At 61.3% G+C, this 16,728-nt stretch carries 11 protein-coding genes; 6 read left to right on the top strand and 5 right to left on the bottom strand.

Annotation, left to right across the window (positions count from 1 at the left end):
* Nucleotides 1-37: 37 nt before the first annotated feature.
* The 4 genes from aceK to AC1RDJ_RS23705 all read left to right on the top strand — a co-directional run bounded on the left by aceK (nt 38) and on the right by AC1RDJ_RS23705 (nt 4,975).
* Nucleotides 38-1,879, top strand: coding sequence for a bifunctional isocitrate dehydrogenase kinase/phosphatase (aceK, locus tag AC1RDJ_RS23720; protein WP_289889528.1), 1,842 nt, complete (start codon nt 38-40; stop codon nt 1,877-1,879).
* Nucleotides 1,872-3,068: an acetyl-CoA C-acyltransferase gene (locus tag AC1RDJ_RS23715; RefSeq protein ID WP_071326032.1), complete on the top strand. Its 1,197-nt coding sequence runs from the start codon at nt 1,872-1,874 to the stop codon at nt 3,066-3,068. The genes aceK and AC1RDJ_RS23715 overlap by 8 nt, the downstream gene beginning before the upstream one ends.
* 72 nt (nt 3,069-3,140) lie before the next feature.
* Nucleotides 3,141-3,809, top strand: coding sequence for an SDR family oxidoreductase (locus AC1RDJ_RS23710; RefSeq protein WP_493028893.1), 669 nt, complete (start codon nt 3,141-3,143; stop codon nt 3,807-3,809).
* 38 nt (nt 3,810-3,847) lie between these two features.
* The gene (locus AC1RDJ_RS23705; protein ID WP_493028892.1) at nt 3,848-4,975 is read left to right on the top strand and encodes an acyl-CoA dehydrogenase family protein; all 1,128 of its coding nucleotides are present in this window, start codon (nt 3,848-3,850) and stop codon (nt 4,973-4,975) included.
* Nucleotides 4,976-5,452: 477 nt separating this feature from the next.
* Here AC1RDJ_RS23705 and AC1RDJ_RS23700 read toward each other — a convergent pair whose 3' ends face one another.
* The 4 genes from AC1RDJ_RS23700 to AC1RDJ_RS23685 form a co-directional block, all read right to left on the bottom strand.
* On the bottom strand, nt 5,453-6,373 hold the full coding sequence (locus AC1RDJ_RS23700; protein WP_289889525.1) for a YihY/virulence factor BrkB family protein: 921 nt from the start codon (nt 6,371-6,373) through the stop codon (nt 5,453-5,455).
* 73 nt (nt 6,374-6,446) lie between these two features.
* On the bottom strand, nt 6,447-7,526 hold the full coding sequence (locus AC1RDJ_RS23695; protein WP_493028891.1) for a S66 peptidase family protein: 1,080 nt from the start codon (nt 7,524-7,526) through the stop codon (nt 6,447-6,449).
* An 88-nt stretch (nt 7,527-7,614) separates the two neighbouring features.
* The gene (locus AC1RDJ_RS23690; RefSeq protein ID WP_493028890.1) at nt 7,615-10,368 is read right to left on the bottom strand and encodes a TonB-dependent receptor; all 2,754 of its coding nucleotides are present in this window, start codon (nt 10,366-10,368) and stop codon (nt 7,615-7,617) included.
* A gap of 218 nt (nt 10,369-10,586) precedes the next feature.
* Nucleotides 10,587-12,407: an ABC transporter substrate-binding protein gene (locus AC1RDJ_RS23685; RefSeq protein ID WP_493028889.1), complete on the bottom strand. Its 1,821-nt coding sequence runs from the start codon at nt 12,405-12,407 to the stop codon at nt 10,587-10,589.
* Between the two features lie 216 nt (nt 12,408-12,623).
* Between AC1RDJ_RS23685 and AC1RDJ_RS23680 the strand changes: the two genes are divergently transcribed.
* Nucleotides 12,624-13,862 carry a nucleoside recognition domain-containing protein gene (locus AC1RDJ_RS23680; RefSeq protein WP_034753725.1) on the top strand — a complete coding sequence of 413 codons (1,239 nt, stop codon included), beginning with the start codon at nt 12,624-12,626 and terminating at the stop codon, nt 13,860-13,862.
* An 8-nt stretch (nt 13,863-13,870) separates the two neighbouring features.
* On the top strand, nt 13,871-15,373 hold the full coding sequence (gene dacB / locus AC1RDJ_RS23675; RefSeq protein WP_493028888.1) for a D-alanyl-D-alanine carboxypeptidase/D-alanyl-D-alanine endopeptidase: 1,503 nt from the start codon (nt 13,871-13,873) through the stop codon (nt 15,371-15,373).
* Nucleotides 15,374-15,384: 11 nt separating this feature from the next.
* Here dacB and AC1RDJ_RS23670 read toward each other — a convergent pair whose 3' ends face one another.
* On the bottom strand, nt 15,385-16,257 hold the full coding sequence (locus AC1RDJ_RS23670) for a CPBP family intramembrane glutamic endopeptidase (RefSeq protein ID WP_493028887.1): 873 nt from the start codon (nt 16,255-16,257) through the stop codon (nt 15,385-15,387).
* Between the last annotated feature and the right edge of the window lie 471 nt (nt 16,258-16,728).

The following is a 16,728-nucleotide window of genomic DNA, read 5'->3' as shown; positions in this document are numbered from 1 at the left end:
GTCGACTGGGTAATGGTGTATTCATGCGAGCAAACCAATGACGCAAATAGCCTTCCCCAAACTGCTGTCGTCGCAGATTGCATTCGATATCGCGCGCACTATCCGCGACGGCTTCGACAAGCATTACCGCCTGTTCCGTGAAACGAGCCAGCACGCCAAGCAATATTTCGAGCAAGGCGCCTGGGCCGCGGCACAGCAGGCGGCCCGCGAACGCATCGGCTTTTACGACAAACGCGTGCAGGAATGCGTGCAGATGCTCGAAGATGAGTATGAAGAGTCGGAGTTGAGCGACGAAGTATGGCGCGAACTCAAGCTGCACTACATCGGCATGCTGAGCGACCACAAGCAGCCGGAACTGGCGGAAACCTTCTTCAATTCCGTCTGCTGCAACATCCTGCACCGCACATATTTCCACAATGACTACATTTTCGTGCGTCCCGTCGTTTCCACGGAATACATCGAAACGGAAGAGCTGGTCCCCACTTACCGCGTGTATTACCCAAGCAAGGATGGCTTGCGCTACACCCTGAAGCGCATGGTGACGAATTTCCAGCTGAACTGCGAGTTTGCCAACCTCGACCGCGACGTGGCCCAGGTGGAAGCGCGATTGCACCAGCTGTTCGGCGGCGACAAGCTCGAACCGAACCACCAGATCCAGGTCCTGACCAGTCTGTTCTACCGCAACAAGGGTGCCTATCTGGTCGGCAAAGGCATCAACGGCAACCGCGAATACCCGTTCGTCGTGCCCATCCTGCACAACCGGCACGGCAAGCTGGTCCTCGATACGGTGCTGTTCGAGCACCAGCAGATCGCCGTGCTGTTCTCGTTTACGCGCGCCTATTTCCTGGCCGATATGGAAGTGCCGTCAGCCTATGTGCAATTCCTGCGTAGTTTGCTGCCGCGCAAGCCACGTAGCGAAATTTATACGATACTGGGCTTGCAAAAGCAGGGCAAGACGCTGTTTTACCGCGACTACCTGCAGCATTTGAAGCACAGCTCGGACCACTTCGAGATCGCCCCCGGCATCCGCGGCATGGTGATGCTGGTGTTCGCGCTGCCGTCTTTTCCTTACGTGTTCAAGGTGATCAAGGATTTCTTCCCGCCACCGAAGGAAACCACGCGCGCGCAGGTCAAGGAAAAGTACCTGCTGGTCAAGCACCACGACAGGGTGGGCCGCATGGCCGACACGCTCGAGTATTCGAACGTGGCGTTTCCGCGCGCGCGCTTTGCCGAGGAACTGCTGGCTGAACTCAAGCATTTTGCACCGTCGCTGGTCGAGGAAGACCGCGAGCAGATCATCATTCGCCACCTGTACATCGAGCGGCGCATGGTGCCGCTGAACATGTGGCTCAGCAATGCCGAAAAGGACGGCCGCGCCGACCTCGTCGAGCACGGCATCGTCGAATACGGCAACGCCATCAAGGAATTAGTGGCGGCGAATATTTTCCCTGGCGACATGCTGTACAAGAACTTTGGCGTGACAGGTCATCAGCGTGTCGTTTTTTACGATTACGATGAGATCGAGTACATCACCGATTGCCAGTTCCGCGTCATTCCCGAGGCGCGCACGGAGGAAGAAGAAATGTCGGCCGAACCGTGGTATCCCATCGGCAAGAACGATGTGTTTCCCGAGCAATTCGGTCGCTTCCTGCTGGGCAATCCGCGCATCCGCAGCTACTTCATGCAGCACCATGCCGAGCTGCTGACGGCCGCCTACTGGCAGGCGCGCAAGCAGCGCATCCTCGACGGCCATATCGAGGACGTCTTTCCCTATCCGCAGCACATCCGTTTTTGTTACCAATCGCAGCACCCAGGCCCGGCGCCAGCAGCGCCAGCACCGCCTTTCAATCACTTAACAATGGAGATCCACCATGAATGACCCAGTCGTAATCGTCGGTGCCGCGCGCACTCCCATGGGCGCCTTCCAGGGCGACTTTGCCAACGTTACCGCCAGCGACCTGGGCGCCGTCGCCATCCGCGCCGCCGTCGAGCGCGCCGGCATCGCGCCGGACGCCGTCGAACACGTGTATTTCGGCAATTGCCTGATGGCCGGCCAGGGCCAGGCGCCCGCGCGCCAGGCCTTGCGCAAGGCCGGCTTGCCGGACTCCACCGGCGCCGTGACCCTGTCCAAGATGTGCGGCTCGGCCATGCAGACGACCATGTTCGCGCACGACACCTTGCTCGCCGGCAGCGCCGACGTGGTGGTGGCGGGCGGCATGGAATCGATGACCAACGCCCCATACCTGGTGCCGAAGGCGCGCGGCGGCTACCGCATCGGCCACGGCATGATCTACGACCACATGATGATGGATGGCCTGGAAGACGCCTACAGCCGCGATGAAAAAGGCAATGCCCGCTCGATGGGCACGTTTGCCGAGGAGTGCGCCAGCCAATACAGCTTCACGCGCGAAGCGCAGGACGCGTTTGCCATCGAATCCGTGAAACGCGCGCAGGCGGCCACCAAGGATGGCAGCTTCGCATGGGAAATCGTGCCAGTGACCGTCTCCGGCCGCGGCGGCGACACCGTCGTCAGCATCGATGAAGGCCCGCAAAAGGCGCGCCTGGAAAAAATCCCGACCTTGAAGGCCGCCTTCAAGAAAGACGGCACCATCACGGCCGCCTCGTCCTCGTCGATCAACGACGGCGCCGCGGCCCTGGTGCTGATGCGCGAATCGACGGCGAAAAAACTCGGCTGCACCATCATCGCCAAGATCCACGGCCACGCCACGCATGCGCAAGCGCCCAACGAGTTCACCACAGCCCCCATCGGCGCCGTGAAAAAACTGTATGCAAAAACGGGCTGGAGCAGCAGCAATGTCGATCTGTTCGAGATCAATGAAGCATTCGCCGCCGTGCCGATGGCAGCCATGCACGACCTCGACATTCCACACAGCAAGATCAACATCCACGGCGGCGCCTGCGCCCTGGGCCACCCGATCGGTGCCTCGGGCGCGCGCATCATCGTCACCCTGCTGGGCGCCTTGAAAAAAACCGGCGGCAAGCGCGGCGTGGCCGCCCTGTGCATCGGCGGCGGCGAAGCGACGGCGATGGCGATCGAACTGGTATAAGCTACTCCTGAGCACGGGCGCGCACCGCGGTTCACGGTGCGCGCCTTTCATTTTATTTTCAGGGAGAAAGATATGCCTACCGCATTGATCATCGGCGCCTCGCGCGGCATCGGCCACGAAATGGTCCGTCAATACCGTCACGATGGCTGGCGTGTCATCGTCACGGCCCGCAAACCGGACGATTGCGCAGCCCTCCGGCAACTGGGCGCCGAAGCGCACCAGCTCGACGTGACGGATGTGGAAGGCTGTGCCGGCCTGGGCTGGAAACTCGACGATGAAAAGCTCGACGTGGCCATCCTCAATGCGGGCGTGTATGGTCCGCGCCACGACGGTTTTCCCGCGCAGGAAGATTTCGATACGGTCATGCACACGAACGTGCTGGCCGCCATGCGGCTGCTGCCCATCCTGGCGCCGCTGGTGGCCAATGCCAAAGGCAAGCTGGCCGTGCTGTCCTCGCACATGGGTTCCCTGAGCGAACGCGGCAATCCCAGCGGTTCGCTGTACCGCGCCAGCAAGGCAGCCCTCAATTCCGTGCTGATCGACACGGCCCTCGTGCATGGCCCGCAAGGCGTCAGCTGCGTGGCCTTTCATCCGGGCTGGGTGCGCACGGACATGGGCGGCGCCGGCGCCGACCTTTCGCCGGAAGAAAGCGCTGCCGGCATCCGCGCCACCCTGGCCAGCCTGCCGGCCACGGACAAGGCCGTGTTCCGCAATTACGATGGCAAGCCCATAGCCTGGTAATTCCACCACACCTATAAAAACAAACGAGACGACGTCCCATGATACTCAATGAAGAACAATCGATGATCCAGGAAGCGCTGCGCAGTTTTTCGCGCGAGCGCCTGGCGCCCAACGCGGCCCGCTGGGACAAGGAACATCATTTCCCGAAAGAAGAACTGCAGGAACTGGCCGCGCTGGGCGCCTTTGGCGTGGCCGTGCCGGAAGCGCTCGGTGGCGCCGGCCTCGACTACGTGTCGCTGGCCCTGGTGCTGGAAGAAATCGCCGCCGGCGATGGCGGCACGTCGACGATCATCTCCGTCAACAATTGCCCCGTCTGCAGCATCGCCATGATGTACGCCAACGATGCGCAACAGGAACAATGGCTGCGCCCGCTGGCGCAAGGCACCATGCTCGGGGCGTTTTGCCTGACGGAACCGCACACGGGCAGCGACGCCTCGGCCCTGCGCACGACGGCCACGCGCGACGGCAATGAATACGTGCTCAAAGGCACGAAACAGTTCATTACCAGCGGAAAATATGCGGACGTGGCCATCGTCATGGCCGTCACCGACAAGGCGGCCGGCAAGCGCGGCATCAGCGCCTTCTGGGTGCCGACGAACACGCCGGGCTACATCGTGGCGGGGCTGGAACAGAAGATGGGCCAGCATTCGTCGGACACGGCGCAAATCCTGTTCGACAACTGCCGCATCCCGGCGGAAAACCTGATCGGCGAAGAAGGACAAGGCTACAAGATCGCCCTGTCCGGCCTCGAAGGCGGACGCATCGGCATCGCCTCGCAAGCCGTGGGCATGGCGCGCGCCGCGTACGAAGCGGCGCTAAGCTATGCGCGCGAACGGGAAAGTTTCGGCAAACCCATCTATGAACACCAGGCCGTGCAATTCCGCCTGGCCGACATGGCCACGCAGATCGAAGCGGCGCGGCAACTCATACGCCACGCGGCGGCCATGAAGGATGCGGGCTTGCCGTGCCTGAAGGAAGCGGCCATGGCCAAGCTGTTTGCCTCGGAAATGGCGGAAAAAGTGTGTTCGGACGCCATCCAGGTGCACGGCGGCTACGGTTATGTGTCCGACTTCCCCGTCGAGCGCATCTACCGCGACGTGCGCGTGTGCCAGATTTACGAGGGCACCAGCGATATCCAGAGGATACTCATCGCCAGAGCTTTATAAGCAGGGAAAGAAGGCGCGTGAAGCGGTAAAAGTCCCGGCGCCTTGAGCAACCGTAGCGAGCAAGCTCGATATCGGCTTGAGTAACGCAGCCGTACTGAAGTACGGCGAGTAACGCCGAGTCGAGAGCGGGCTGCGCAGTGGGTTGCTCAACGCGCCAGCCACAGACGAAAAAAAGCCCGCTAAAACGCGGGCTTGTTCCAATGTATTACCAATGCTTTAATCGTGTCATGGACGCCAGTGCTATCTGCAAAGTGCCTCCTGATTTTCGGACTCCCATGCTATCTGCATGGTGACTCCAAGGTGTAGCGACCATCGTATCCGGAATTACAAAATCCATTTCTTCACACTGTCACGCCATCGACATTACACCTGTCGGTCGCCGCGCTGAAACTGGATGGTGAGATAATTTGTTGCCAAACCTCAATCACTGAACGTAGTATAACACAGCTTTTTGTGCACTGCAATAATCTTTTTAAATCAAGTCCTTAGCGCCAGCGGCTTATCCTCTTGCCCGCCACGGGCCACCCTTTCATATTCGGAGATGACCTGTGCTCCCAGCAGCAACAGGGTGGCGCCGATTTCCAGGCTGAACATGACGACGATGGCCGTCGTCATCGAGCCATACACGACGTTGACCTGCGACAGGGTGGAAAAATACCAGACCAGCACGTGGCGGGCGATTTCCCACAGCAGGGCCGCCGTCACGCCGCCGATCAGCGCGTGCGTGATCGACAGCCGGCCGACGGGCATGACGAGGTAAATCGAGCTGAGCACGAGAATTTCGCCCGCCAGCCCCAGCAGATACAGCAGCACGCCGGAGACCCCTTCCAGCCCCCAGTCGTGGCGCAAAAAGCGCACGCTTTCCTCGCCCATCACCTGCAGGCTGCCGGCCACCAGGGTGATCAGCAGGATGCCCACGCCCAGGCACAGGATGTAGCAGTAGGGGAGCACCGCGGAAATGAGGAAATGGCGGCGGCGGATGGCCACGCGGTGAATGAAGATCACGCTCATGGCGTTTTCCAGCACGGTAAACGCCAGCGAGCTGAAAAACAGCATGGTCAGCAGCAGCAGCCAGCCGATCACGCCCCGGTTGTTGAGGAAATGCGCGACCTCGGCCACGATGGCCTTCGATTGCCCCGGCACCAGCCATTCCAGGTAGTGGCCGATGGTGCGCAACAGCTCGTCTTGCGCGATCACGTGCGACAGGGCCACCACCACCAGCATCAGCAGGGGCACGATGGACAGCAGCGAGTAATACGCGACGGCGCCCGCCAGCAGCAAGCCCTGGTTGGCGCGGAAAGCCTTCAGCACCTGCAGCACGAAGGCCAGCGGATGGCTGAAGATATAGGCGCTGGCGCGGCGGTTGATCATGGGCAAACCGTTCAAGGATGCCGGCATGGCTGAATGCCTTGCCGCACATGCCTCTAGCATACTGACAATCCTCGCGCTGCGCCGTGCGCGAACGAACAGACTAGCTTACGGCCGCTTCCAGCAAGGTCAATGTTTGCCTGTCCGCATCGAGCGTGGCCAATATGCCCATCGGTATCGTGAACTGGTGGCGGATATGCCCGAACGAGTAGCCGCTGACGGCAGGCATGGCCAGGGGCTGCAGATGCTGGTCCAGCGTGGCGTCGAGCGTCAGCGACGTGTCGCCCTCGGCCGCCTCGCAATGCTCGAAGATGCCCAGCATCAAGGCCGCCGCCTTGGCAAAACCGACGGACAGGTCGAGCTGGCACAGCATGCGGTCGATGCGGTAAGGCACCTCGTTGATTTCTTCGAGGAACAAGATGTGCTCGCGGAAATCGGCCGCATACGGCGTGCCGGCCAGCGCGCTGACCATGCACAGGTTGCCGCCCGTCAGGCGTCCCGTGGCCTGGCCGCCATGCACGGTGCGGATGGCGAAGTTCGGCTCTGTCTGCGCGCGGCGGTGGTTCTCCAGCGCCATCGGGATCGTGTAGCTGTCGTGCGGCGTCATCAGCACGTTTTGCAGCTGCGTCACGGTGTAGTCGGAAAACGTCGACGAGGCCACGGGGCCGTGGAAAGTCACCAAGCCCGTCTGGCGGCCGATGGCCAGGTGCAGGGCCGTGATGTCGGAATAGCCGATCAGCACTTTCGGGTTGCGGCGGATCAAGGCGTAGTCGAGCAGCGCCAGCAGCGAAATGCAGCCGGAACCGCCGCGGATGGCCCAGATGGCCTTGACTTCAGGGTCGGCGAAGGCCGCATGCAAGTCGTCGAGGCGTTGCTCTACCGTGCCCGCATAGTTGCCGTGCACGGCGCGAATGTTGGCGCCCAGGGTGGTACGCAAGCCCAGCGCTTCGATATTGCGCACGGCCTTGGCGATGGCCTCATCATCGGTAAAGCCGCCCGGCGCGAGGATGGCGACCAGGTCGCCCTGGCGCAGGCGCGCCGGCTTGATCAATGGATGTTGCTGTTGCATGCGGGTTTCCTTCCCTTGCGCGGCCGCCGCCAACGCCGGTGCGCCTGCCGCCCCTAGGGTGGCGGCCAGCAAGCCGCCGAAGCGGCGCCGGCTGAAATTGGTCTGACTGGACATGCGGCCCTTTCCTGGAATAAAAACGGCGGCGCCAGGCGCCGCCGCACGAGAGTAGCACGCCAGCGGGGTCGCCGCCGGCATGGCCGCCTTACATGAACTTGTATTTCAGCTGGAAGGTGAAGGCGCGGCCGCGCGGGTCGGCCACGCGTGGATCCCAGCCGGCGCCCACCACTTCATCCACGTTGTGCGCGGTGAACGGCGGATCGCGGTCGAACAGGTTCTGGATGCCCAGGGTCAAGGTGGTGTTCTTGAAGCCCGTGTAAGTGCCCGACAGGTTATACGTGGTGTGGCTGGACACGTCGGACTTGAAGCCTGGCGGCGGCGTACCCTTGCCGCCATTCGGCAACTGGTCCTTGTAGCCGGAAGCAAAACTCTGGATCAGCAAGCCGCTCCAGTCGCCGCGCGAGACGCCAAAGCTGGCATTGTGTTTCCAGCGCAGGTACAGGTCGCGCGTGTAGAACTTGCCGACCAGCTCCTGGTATTCCTGGCCTTGATATTCCGCAAACTTGAAGCTGTCCATATACGTGCCATCCAGGGTGGCCGTCCATTTCGCATCCTTGATCTTGCCTTCGCCGCGCAAGGCCACGTCGAAACCACGCACGCGGCTGCCTGCGGCATTGATCCAGCCCGCCTGCACGTACTCGATGGTGCCGTCCGGATTGCGGATGATGTACTGGTTCAGCGCCTGGTAGTTGGCCAGCACGATTTGCGGCGTGCGGTTCAGGATGCGGTCCTTGGTATTGATGGCCCAGTAATCGACGGAGGCGGAATAGCCCTTGAACGGTTCGATGACAAAGCCGATGCTGCCCTGCTTCGACGTTTCCGGCTTCAAGTTCGTGTTGCCGCCCGTTCTGTAATCGAGGCGGTCGATGGCGCAATATTCAGGCACGCCAGGGTGCTTGGCGCAGCCTTCCTGGTCCACCACGCCATTCGGCAATTCCTGGCTCAGCGACCCCGAGTACAGCTGCTGGAAGCTTGGCGCGAGGAAACCCTTGCTGGCCGAACCGCGGAACAGCAGGAAATCGGCTGGTTGGTAGCGGAAGGCCACTTTCGGATTGGTCGTCGCGCCCACCAGGCTGTAATCGTCGCGGCGCACGGCCAGCTGCATTTCCAGATCCTTCATGATCGGCACCAGCAACTCGGCATACACGGCCTTGACGGTACGGCTGGCATCTTTCAGTGCAGCATTGCCTGGCGCCAGCAGAATCTGCGTGGCGTCGACGTCTTGCGCAAAGTTATAGCCCTCGCGGCGGAAATCAAAACCGGCCGCCATCGCCAGCGCGCCGGCCGGCAGCTGGAACAGCTCACCCGAGACGGAACCGTCGATCTGCGTCAGGGTCGTCTTGCCATGCTGGAAGGCGCCACGGAACTTGGTCGATTCGATCAATTGCTTGGCCGCCTCCGTCTGGCTCTGACCGGCACCGATCCACGGATTGATGATGCCCGTCGCCAGCGCGGCATACAGCTTGTCCGTGTAGGAATAGCCATCCGTCAGCTTGGTCTTGGTGGTGCTTTCGGCCCGCGAAATACCGGCCTTGTAATCCCACTTGCCGAAGTTGCCTTCGAAGCCCACCAGCACGCGGGCATTGTCGGTGGTGTTTTCCTGGGTGCGGTTGCCCACGTCATTCGCGCGCCATTTGTAGGAAATCGGCTTGCTCTTGTCGAACGAGGGAATGTACGCCGACAAGTCCTGGTAATACGCGCCGCCGACCGGATACACAGCCTTGTTGGCGATGGTCGCCTGCACCTGCATCGGCGTCAAAATGGCCGTGGCCTTGGTGCGCGAACCGAGCACTTCGACAAACATGCGGTGGTCGGGCGCCAGCTGGAAGGTGCCGCGCGACAGCAGATTGGCCCGCTCGACGGGGAATTGCAGCACATAGTCGGCGCCATAGTCGTACGCACACGAATACTTGGTGCGCAGCGGCGACGTCACGTCTTTCCACAGCTCCGTCTGGTATTGCGACATGCCGGCGATGCTGTCGCACTTGCCCTGGAAACTCAGCGGATTGGCTTGCAAATATTTGTTCGGATCGCCCGGCAGCTGGAACGACGTGCCCAGCGCCGTGCCGGCGCCCGTCAGCTGGTTGGCAAACGGCGTGCCCGTGGTATCGGGCGACAGGCCACGGCCAGGCTGGTAGCCGTTGACGAAGGAACGGTCACGGCCATTGAGCTGCTGCGCCTTGTCGACGGTCAAACTGGCCATGATGTTGTAGCGGTCTTCTTCCAGCGAGCCCATGCCGGCCAGGAGGGAGGCGCGGCGCGTGGCGCCGCCGCCTGCCTGCGTGTCGTTGGTGGAAACGGACGCTTCCACGCCGTTGTAATTGGTTTTCAGAATGAAATTGATCACGCCGCCGATGGCGTCCGTGCCGTAGATGGCCGAGGCGCCATCCTTGAGGATTTCCACGCGTGAAATCGCGCCCAGCGGGATCGAGTTCAAGTCGACCGACTTGCCGCTGGCGCCGTGCGTGGCGATGCGGCGGCCATTCAACAGCACCAGGGTGCTCGATGGGCCCAGGCCGCGCAGCGAGGCGAACGAGGCGCCGCCACTGACCCGGTCGGCATCGGCGCCAAACACGTTATTGCCCGACGTCATGTTATCGGCGCCCGTGCCATTCGCCGACAGGGTGCGCACCAGTTGCTCGGCCGTCGTGATACCCTGCTTTTCGATCTGGTCAAACGTGATGACTTGCACCGGCAGCGCGCCTTCCTTGGCCACCCGCTTGATGCTGCTGCCCGTGACTTCGACCCGTTGCATCGCTGGCGGCGCCGCTTCCTGTGCCACTACCGGCCCCACCACCCCCATCAATGCCACCAATTGCGCTAGCTTCTTCAATTTCACGGGTCTCTCCTTTATTTGGGCAATCGAAACTTGAATTCTCAAGTCAGGCTGTTTTGTAAGGTCGCGGCGTCTGTCTCGCAGTACATTTTTTTATGACGCCAGCGCATTACTTTATTTGTTTTCATTTTCAGAGTAGCGCGATGCATCCGCGGCCAGCCAATGAAAAATGCTTTCCTAACCATAACTTTTTGGAATGAATGCCCTTTTCAGCGACATGGTCACTTGCCTGCGGGGCTGCCCTTGGCTGTATCGACGTCCAGGTAACGCCAGGACGTGAATTCCACAGGGTGGCGCCTGTAGTTTTTTAGCCACGGTTGCCGCAGGTCGGCAGAGATGGGATGTGTCAGCAACACCCATGGCGTGTAGGCATGGATCAGCTGAAACAGGTCGAAGTACAGACTGCGTCGGCGCGGCGTATCGGATAGCAGGCGCGCCTCCTCATAGCGTTTATTGTAATCGGGCAAGTTGAAGCGGGCATAGTTGGCGCGACCACTGTTGGGACCGTACAACAATTGCATAAAGTTATCACCATCGGGAAAGTCGGCGATCCAGTTGGTCTCGAACATCTGCACCTTGCCCAGGCGCGATGCCTTGATGATTTCCGTCTTCTTGTCGCTTTTAAATTCCACGCGCACGCCGATGGCGTTCAGGTTGCGGCGCCACAATTCATCGCGCAAGCGCCCCACCGTGCTCGGCTCCGTGTGCATGGTCAGGATCAGGGGCGTGCCGTCCGGCTGGGTGCGGAAGCCATCGGCCCCCACCTTGTAGCCGAAGCGGTCCAGCAAGGCGCGCGCCAGCACGGGGTCGTAGCCGACGGGGCTGCGGTAGCTCTTGTCGTAACCGAGCACGTTGGGCGGCAGCGGCGATTGCGCCGGCAAGGCCAGGCCCTTTTTCAGCAAAGCAATATCTTCGCGGCCGTTGTAACTGAGGGCGATGGCGCGGCGCAGGGCCAGCTTGTCCTTGGTCGTGCCGCCCAGCACGGGGTCGTCCATATTCATCCACATGTAATACGTCTGCAGCACGGGGAAGCGCTCGAGCGCGATGCCTTTGGCGGCCAGTTCCGGCTTCAGCGCGCCATTGGCCAGCACCATGTCCGTCATCGACTCCGGTACTTGTTCCAGGTAATCGAATTCGCCTTTCAGGAAACCCAGCATGCGCGATTGATATTCCTCGACGATGCGCACCTCGATGCGCTCGACCAGCGGCAACTGCTTGCCTTCCAGCGACGTGGCGACGGCCCGTTCGGCCGCCGGCAAGGCGGCCAGCGCGGCGGCCTCCGTATGGAACACGGTAGGACGGAAAGTGGGGTTGGCCTGCAGCACGATCTTGTCGCTGCGCTTCCACTGCTTGACCAGGAACGGTCCCGTGCCCACGGGATGGTTGCCGATCTGCCCCGGCGCCGGATACGCCTCGGCCACTTCGCGCGCCACCACGCCAGTAGCCGGCATGGCCAGGTAAAACAGGAAGTTCGGGTCGACGGCGTTGAGGCGGATGCGCAAGGTGTATTTGTCGAGCGCCTGCAAGCCGGCGATCGGCGTGTCATAGCTGAACTTGGTTTTCAGGGCAGCATCGCCGACCAGCTTGTCTTCCAGCAAAAACAGCCACGGCGACTTCAGGCTGGGGTCATACAGCCGCGTCAGGCTGTACACATAATCCTGCGCCGTCACCTCGCGCGGCTGGCCCTTGAAGGCGGGGTCGGGGGTGAAATACACGCCGGGCTGGATCTGGAAAATGTACGTGCGGCCGCCATCCTCGACCTGCGGCAAGCCGCGCGCCGTATTGCCCTGCAATTTCACAGGACGCGCCAGGTAGTCGTAGCGCAACAGCGGATCGAAGATGTTTTCCAGCAAATTCAGGCTGGCCAGGTCCGAGGCCACGGCCGGATCCAGGCCCGTCTCGCTGGTGCTGAGGAACAGGTGCAAGGTCTTGCCCGCGCGGGCAGCCGTGGCGGTGGCATCGGTGGCGGCATGGGCAGGCGCGGTAAATAGCGTCAACAGGGCCAGGCCGGCGGCGCAGGCGGTTTTGCGTAACAACATCATCAGTGATCCAGTGCAGACAAGGGTAAAGAACAGCGACAAGCGACAGGCATCCCCCACACTACGCGGGCAAGCTACGGGGCGCCAATGAAAACAGACTGCCAGCTTATAACTTTTTGGCATGCGATTGCTGCATTCTTTCATCAACTCGTATCGGGCTACCTCTATACTTTGCTTGCAGATATTTTTCACCTCCCCGACACACAGAACTGATCGCATATGGCACTTAATTACATCTGGTCCGGCTTTTTCCTCGTTGGCTTCCTGGCCGCAGTGCTGCAGTGGCTGTTTCTCGGCGATACCGATATCTTCAAGCGCATCATCGACGGCACGTTCGAGACGGCGCGCATGGGCGTGATGGATATCGCCCTGCCGCTGGCGGGCGTGATGACCTTATGGCTGGGCATCATGAACATCGGCGAGAAGGCCGGCATCGTCGGCTGGCTGGCGAAAGTGATCGCGCCCTTCTTTTCTCGGATCTTCCCGGAAATTCCCAAGGACCATCCGGCCACGGGCCACATGGTGATGAATTTCTCGGCCAACCTGCTGGGCCTGGACAATGCGGCCACGCCATTCGGCTTGAAGGCCATGGAAAGCCTGCAAACCTTGAATCCCAACAAGGAAGAGGCGACGAATGCGCAAATCATGTTTTTGGTGCTGCACACCTCGGGCCTGACCCTGATTCCGCTGGCCATCATGGCGCAGCGCTCTATCCTCGGCGCGGCCGATCCGTCCGACATCTTTATTCCCTGCATGATCGCCACCTATGTGGCCACCATGGTCGGCATCATCACCGTCTCCATCAAGCAGCGCATCAACTTGCTCAACCGGGTCGTGCTGGGCTGGATGGGCGGCATGACGAGCGCCATCGTCGCCATGATCTGGTACTTCACCCAGTACCTGACGAAACAGGAAATCGAACTGGTCTCCAAAGTGGTCAGCAACCTGGTATTGATCAGCGTCATCGCCATTTTCATCATCGGTGCCCTGCGCAAGAAAGTGAACGTGTACGACGCCTTCATCGAAGGGGCGAAAGGCGGCATCCAGACGTCGATCACCGTGATTCCCTACCTGGTCGGCATGCTGGTGGCCATCAGCGTGATCCGCAACGCGGGCGTATTCAATTTTCTGATGAGCGGCATGAACTGGTTCTTCGCCAACCTGGGCATCAATACGGACTTCGTGCCCGCCCTGCCCACGGCCATGATGAAGCCGCTCAGCGGCTCCGGTTCGAAAGCCATGATGATCGACGCCATGAATACTTACGGCGTCGACTCGTTCGTCGGCCGCCTGGCCTGCGTCTTCCAGGGCTCGGCCGACACCACGTTCTATATCGTGGCCCTGTACTTCGGTTCGGTGGGCATCCGCAAGACGCGCTATGCCATCACGGCCGGCCTGATCGCCGACCTGGCCGGCGTGATCACCGCCGTCTTCGTCGCCTACGTCTTTTTCCACTAAGGAGAGCCATGTTCCGTCCCGTCATCATCGCCGCCCTGCTGGCCGGCCTCGGCCTGTCCAATGCGCAAGCGCAATTGCCCGAATCCGTCAGCCTGCTGCTGCGCAGCGCGAATATCCCGGAAGACGCCATGGGCGCCATCGTCTTGCGCGGCAACACCACCGTGCTGTCGCATGGGGCCGAGCGCAGCATGCAGCCGGCATCCACCATGAAGCTGGTGACGACGGCCGTGGGCCTGGAACAGCTGGGCCCCATCTTCCGCGGCCGTACGGAGCTGCGCACCAGCGCCGACGTCATCAATGGCGTGCTGAAGGGTGATCTCATCCTGCGCGGCGGCGCCGACACGGATTTCAATGCCGACGTGCTCGCGCACATGCTGCAAACCCTGCGCAACCAGGGCATCGTGAAAATCAAGGGCGATCTGATCCTCGACCGCCAGCTGTTCCAGCCGGCCCGGCCCGATATCGGCGCCGCGCCCTTCGACGAGTCCGCCGAGTTCCGCTACAACGTCATTCCCGATGCCTTATTGCTGAACACCAATCTGCTCGATATCGACATGAGTTCGACGGAGCGGCAATTGACCATCCTGATGCAGCCGCCCTTGGAAAACGTCAGCATCACGAGCGACATGAAACTGGTCAAGGGCAGTTGCGCCAGATGGGAAGACGGCTGGCGCCCGCCCGAATACCGGCGCGATGCCGGCGGCAAGCTGCAGGTGATACTGCACGGCACGTTCCCGCAAAATTGCAACAAGGGCACCAGCATCAATGTGCTCGACCGCAACGATTACGCGGACCGCTTGTTCCGTGCCACCTGGAAACGCCTGGGCGGCACCATCACGGGCGTTGTCCGCGAAGCGCCGTTTACGGGGTTGCCGCCGACGGCCGAACCGGTCGGCACGCGCATGCTGGCCGACCATGTGGCACGCGCCTTGCCGGAAGTACTGCGCGATATCAACAAAATCTCCGATAACACCCTGGCCCGCACCTTGTTCCTGAGCCTGGGCAGCCTGCAAAGCGATGGCTGGCTGGGCAGCCGCCCCGTCGCCATGACGGCGCCGGAAGACACGGCTGCCCGCGCGCGGCTAGTCATCCAGGAATGGTTCCAGCGGCACAATATCGAGACGCAAGGCATGCTGGTCGATAACGGTTCAGGCTTGTCGCGCACGGGCCGCATTGCGCCAGCGCAAATGGCCGGCGTGCTGCAAGCGATGCTGCAAAGCCCGTGGGCACCCGAGTTCCAGTCCAGCCTGCCTATCGTCGCGCTCGATGGCACCATGCGCAAGCGCCTGCTGGGCAGTCCGGCCGCCGCGCGGGCCCGCATCAAGACGGGAACGTTGAAGAACGTAGTGGCCGTCGCCGGCTATGTGCCCGACGCCAACAACCAGCAGTGCGTGGTGGTCGCCATGATCAATAGCGACCTGGTGGGTAACGGCAACGGCCGCGCCGCTGTCGATGCCTTGATCGAGTGGGTGGCCAGGAGTGGCGCGACGCCGGTGGTTGCTGGCCAATAAGATCCGCGCACTTATTCCGGTGCCGCCGCCGGCCGTACCGCCTGCCCGCCGGCAAAGACCTGGCGCAGGCAGTACGCGGCGGCGGTGCTGATCAGCAAGACGGTCACCAGCGAACCTTCCACGCCGAAGGCGCCGCCAGTCAGCATGGCATTGCCTGCCAATTCGCCGCGCAGCAGGCCGCCGGTCTCCGCATGGCCGGACACGGTCGATGAAAACACCTGGCCAACGCAGTAATTCCAGCCGATATGCGTGCCGATGCAGATCCACAAGCGGCGCGTCCGCATATACAGCGCCGCCTGCAGCACCCCGTATGCGACCAGCCCGGCGATCGCCAGCACCGAAAAGCCGTCATTGGGCAAATGGGCCAGGCTGAACACCAGGGATGAAATCGCGATGGCAAGCTTGCTGCCCAGCGCACGTTCCGTCACGCCAAAGAGTACGCCGCGAAACATCATCTCCTCAGCCATCCCCACCAGCAGCAGTTCGGCCAGCGGGAACAACAGCAGCATGTTCAGAGGGTTGACGCCGCTGAAGCGATACACACCCAGCAGGGCCAGCACGGCAAAGGTCAGGGTGACCAGTGCGGCGCCCAGCAACAGACCGCAGCCCAGCTCACGCGCCATGCCAGGCAGCGCCAGTTCAGTGGGCTGGCGTTTCTCGATGCGGCGGACATGGAAACGGTAGCCGCACCATACCAGTACCGCCGCCAGCAGCTGCGGCCACACGATGCGATAGGACTTGTCCACCAGTTTGGAGGCCATGATCATGGTCAGCGGCACGGCGGCAAAAGTCAGCACCATGCCCAGCACGATCTGCACCAGGGGATAGGCCGTCAGGCGGGCCAGCGGGGATTTCTTGGTTGCCATGTTCAGTGTCGTTTCCATTGTCACTTTCCTCAGAGAGTATTCAGGGAATTGCTTTTACCTGCTTGCTTGTGTCGCGCATGCGCCCGCCAAAGGAGCGCTGTTCAAAAACCGTGCTGAACGGCGGCAGCGAGCAATTCGGTCAGCTGCCGTCGTTGGGTACCGCATCCTTGTTGCATGTAGCGATAGTAGCAGTATTTATATAAGTGCTTATGCAAATAATGGGAGCTGTTGCATTTCATGCACAACGTGCCAGGCAAGTGTCTGGATACGGCAGGGAAAGCGCTGGAGAAAAGGATGGCCAATCACGACAACATCAGTGAATGGCAGCGCGCGCAGCGGTGACTTTGACGTTTGTGGTTGTACGATATGAAATCAGCAGACGAAAAAAAACCCCACCGGAGTCCGGTGGGGTTTTTCTCTACTGCGTATAACAAGCCTGACGATAACCTACTTTCACACTGGTTGCAGCACTATCATCGGCGCAAAGTT

The sequence above is a fragment of the Janthinobacterium sp. GW822-FHT07H10 genome (assembly GCF_058798675.1).
Note: the sequence above shows the minus strand (reverse complement) of the source record. Positions and strands in the feature narration are given on the sequence as shown.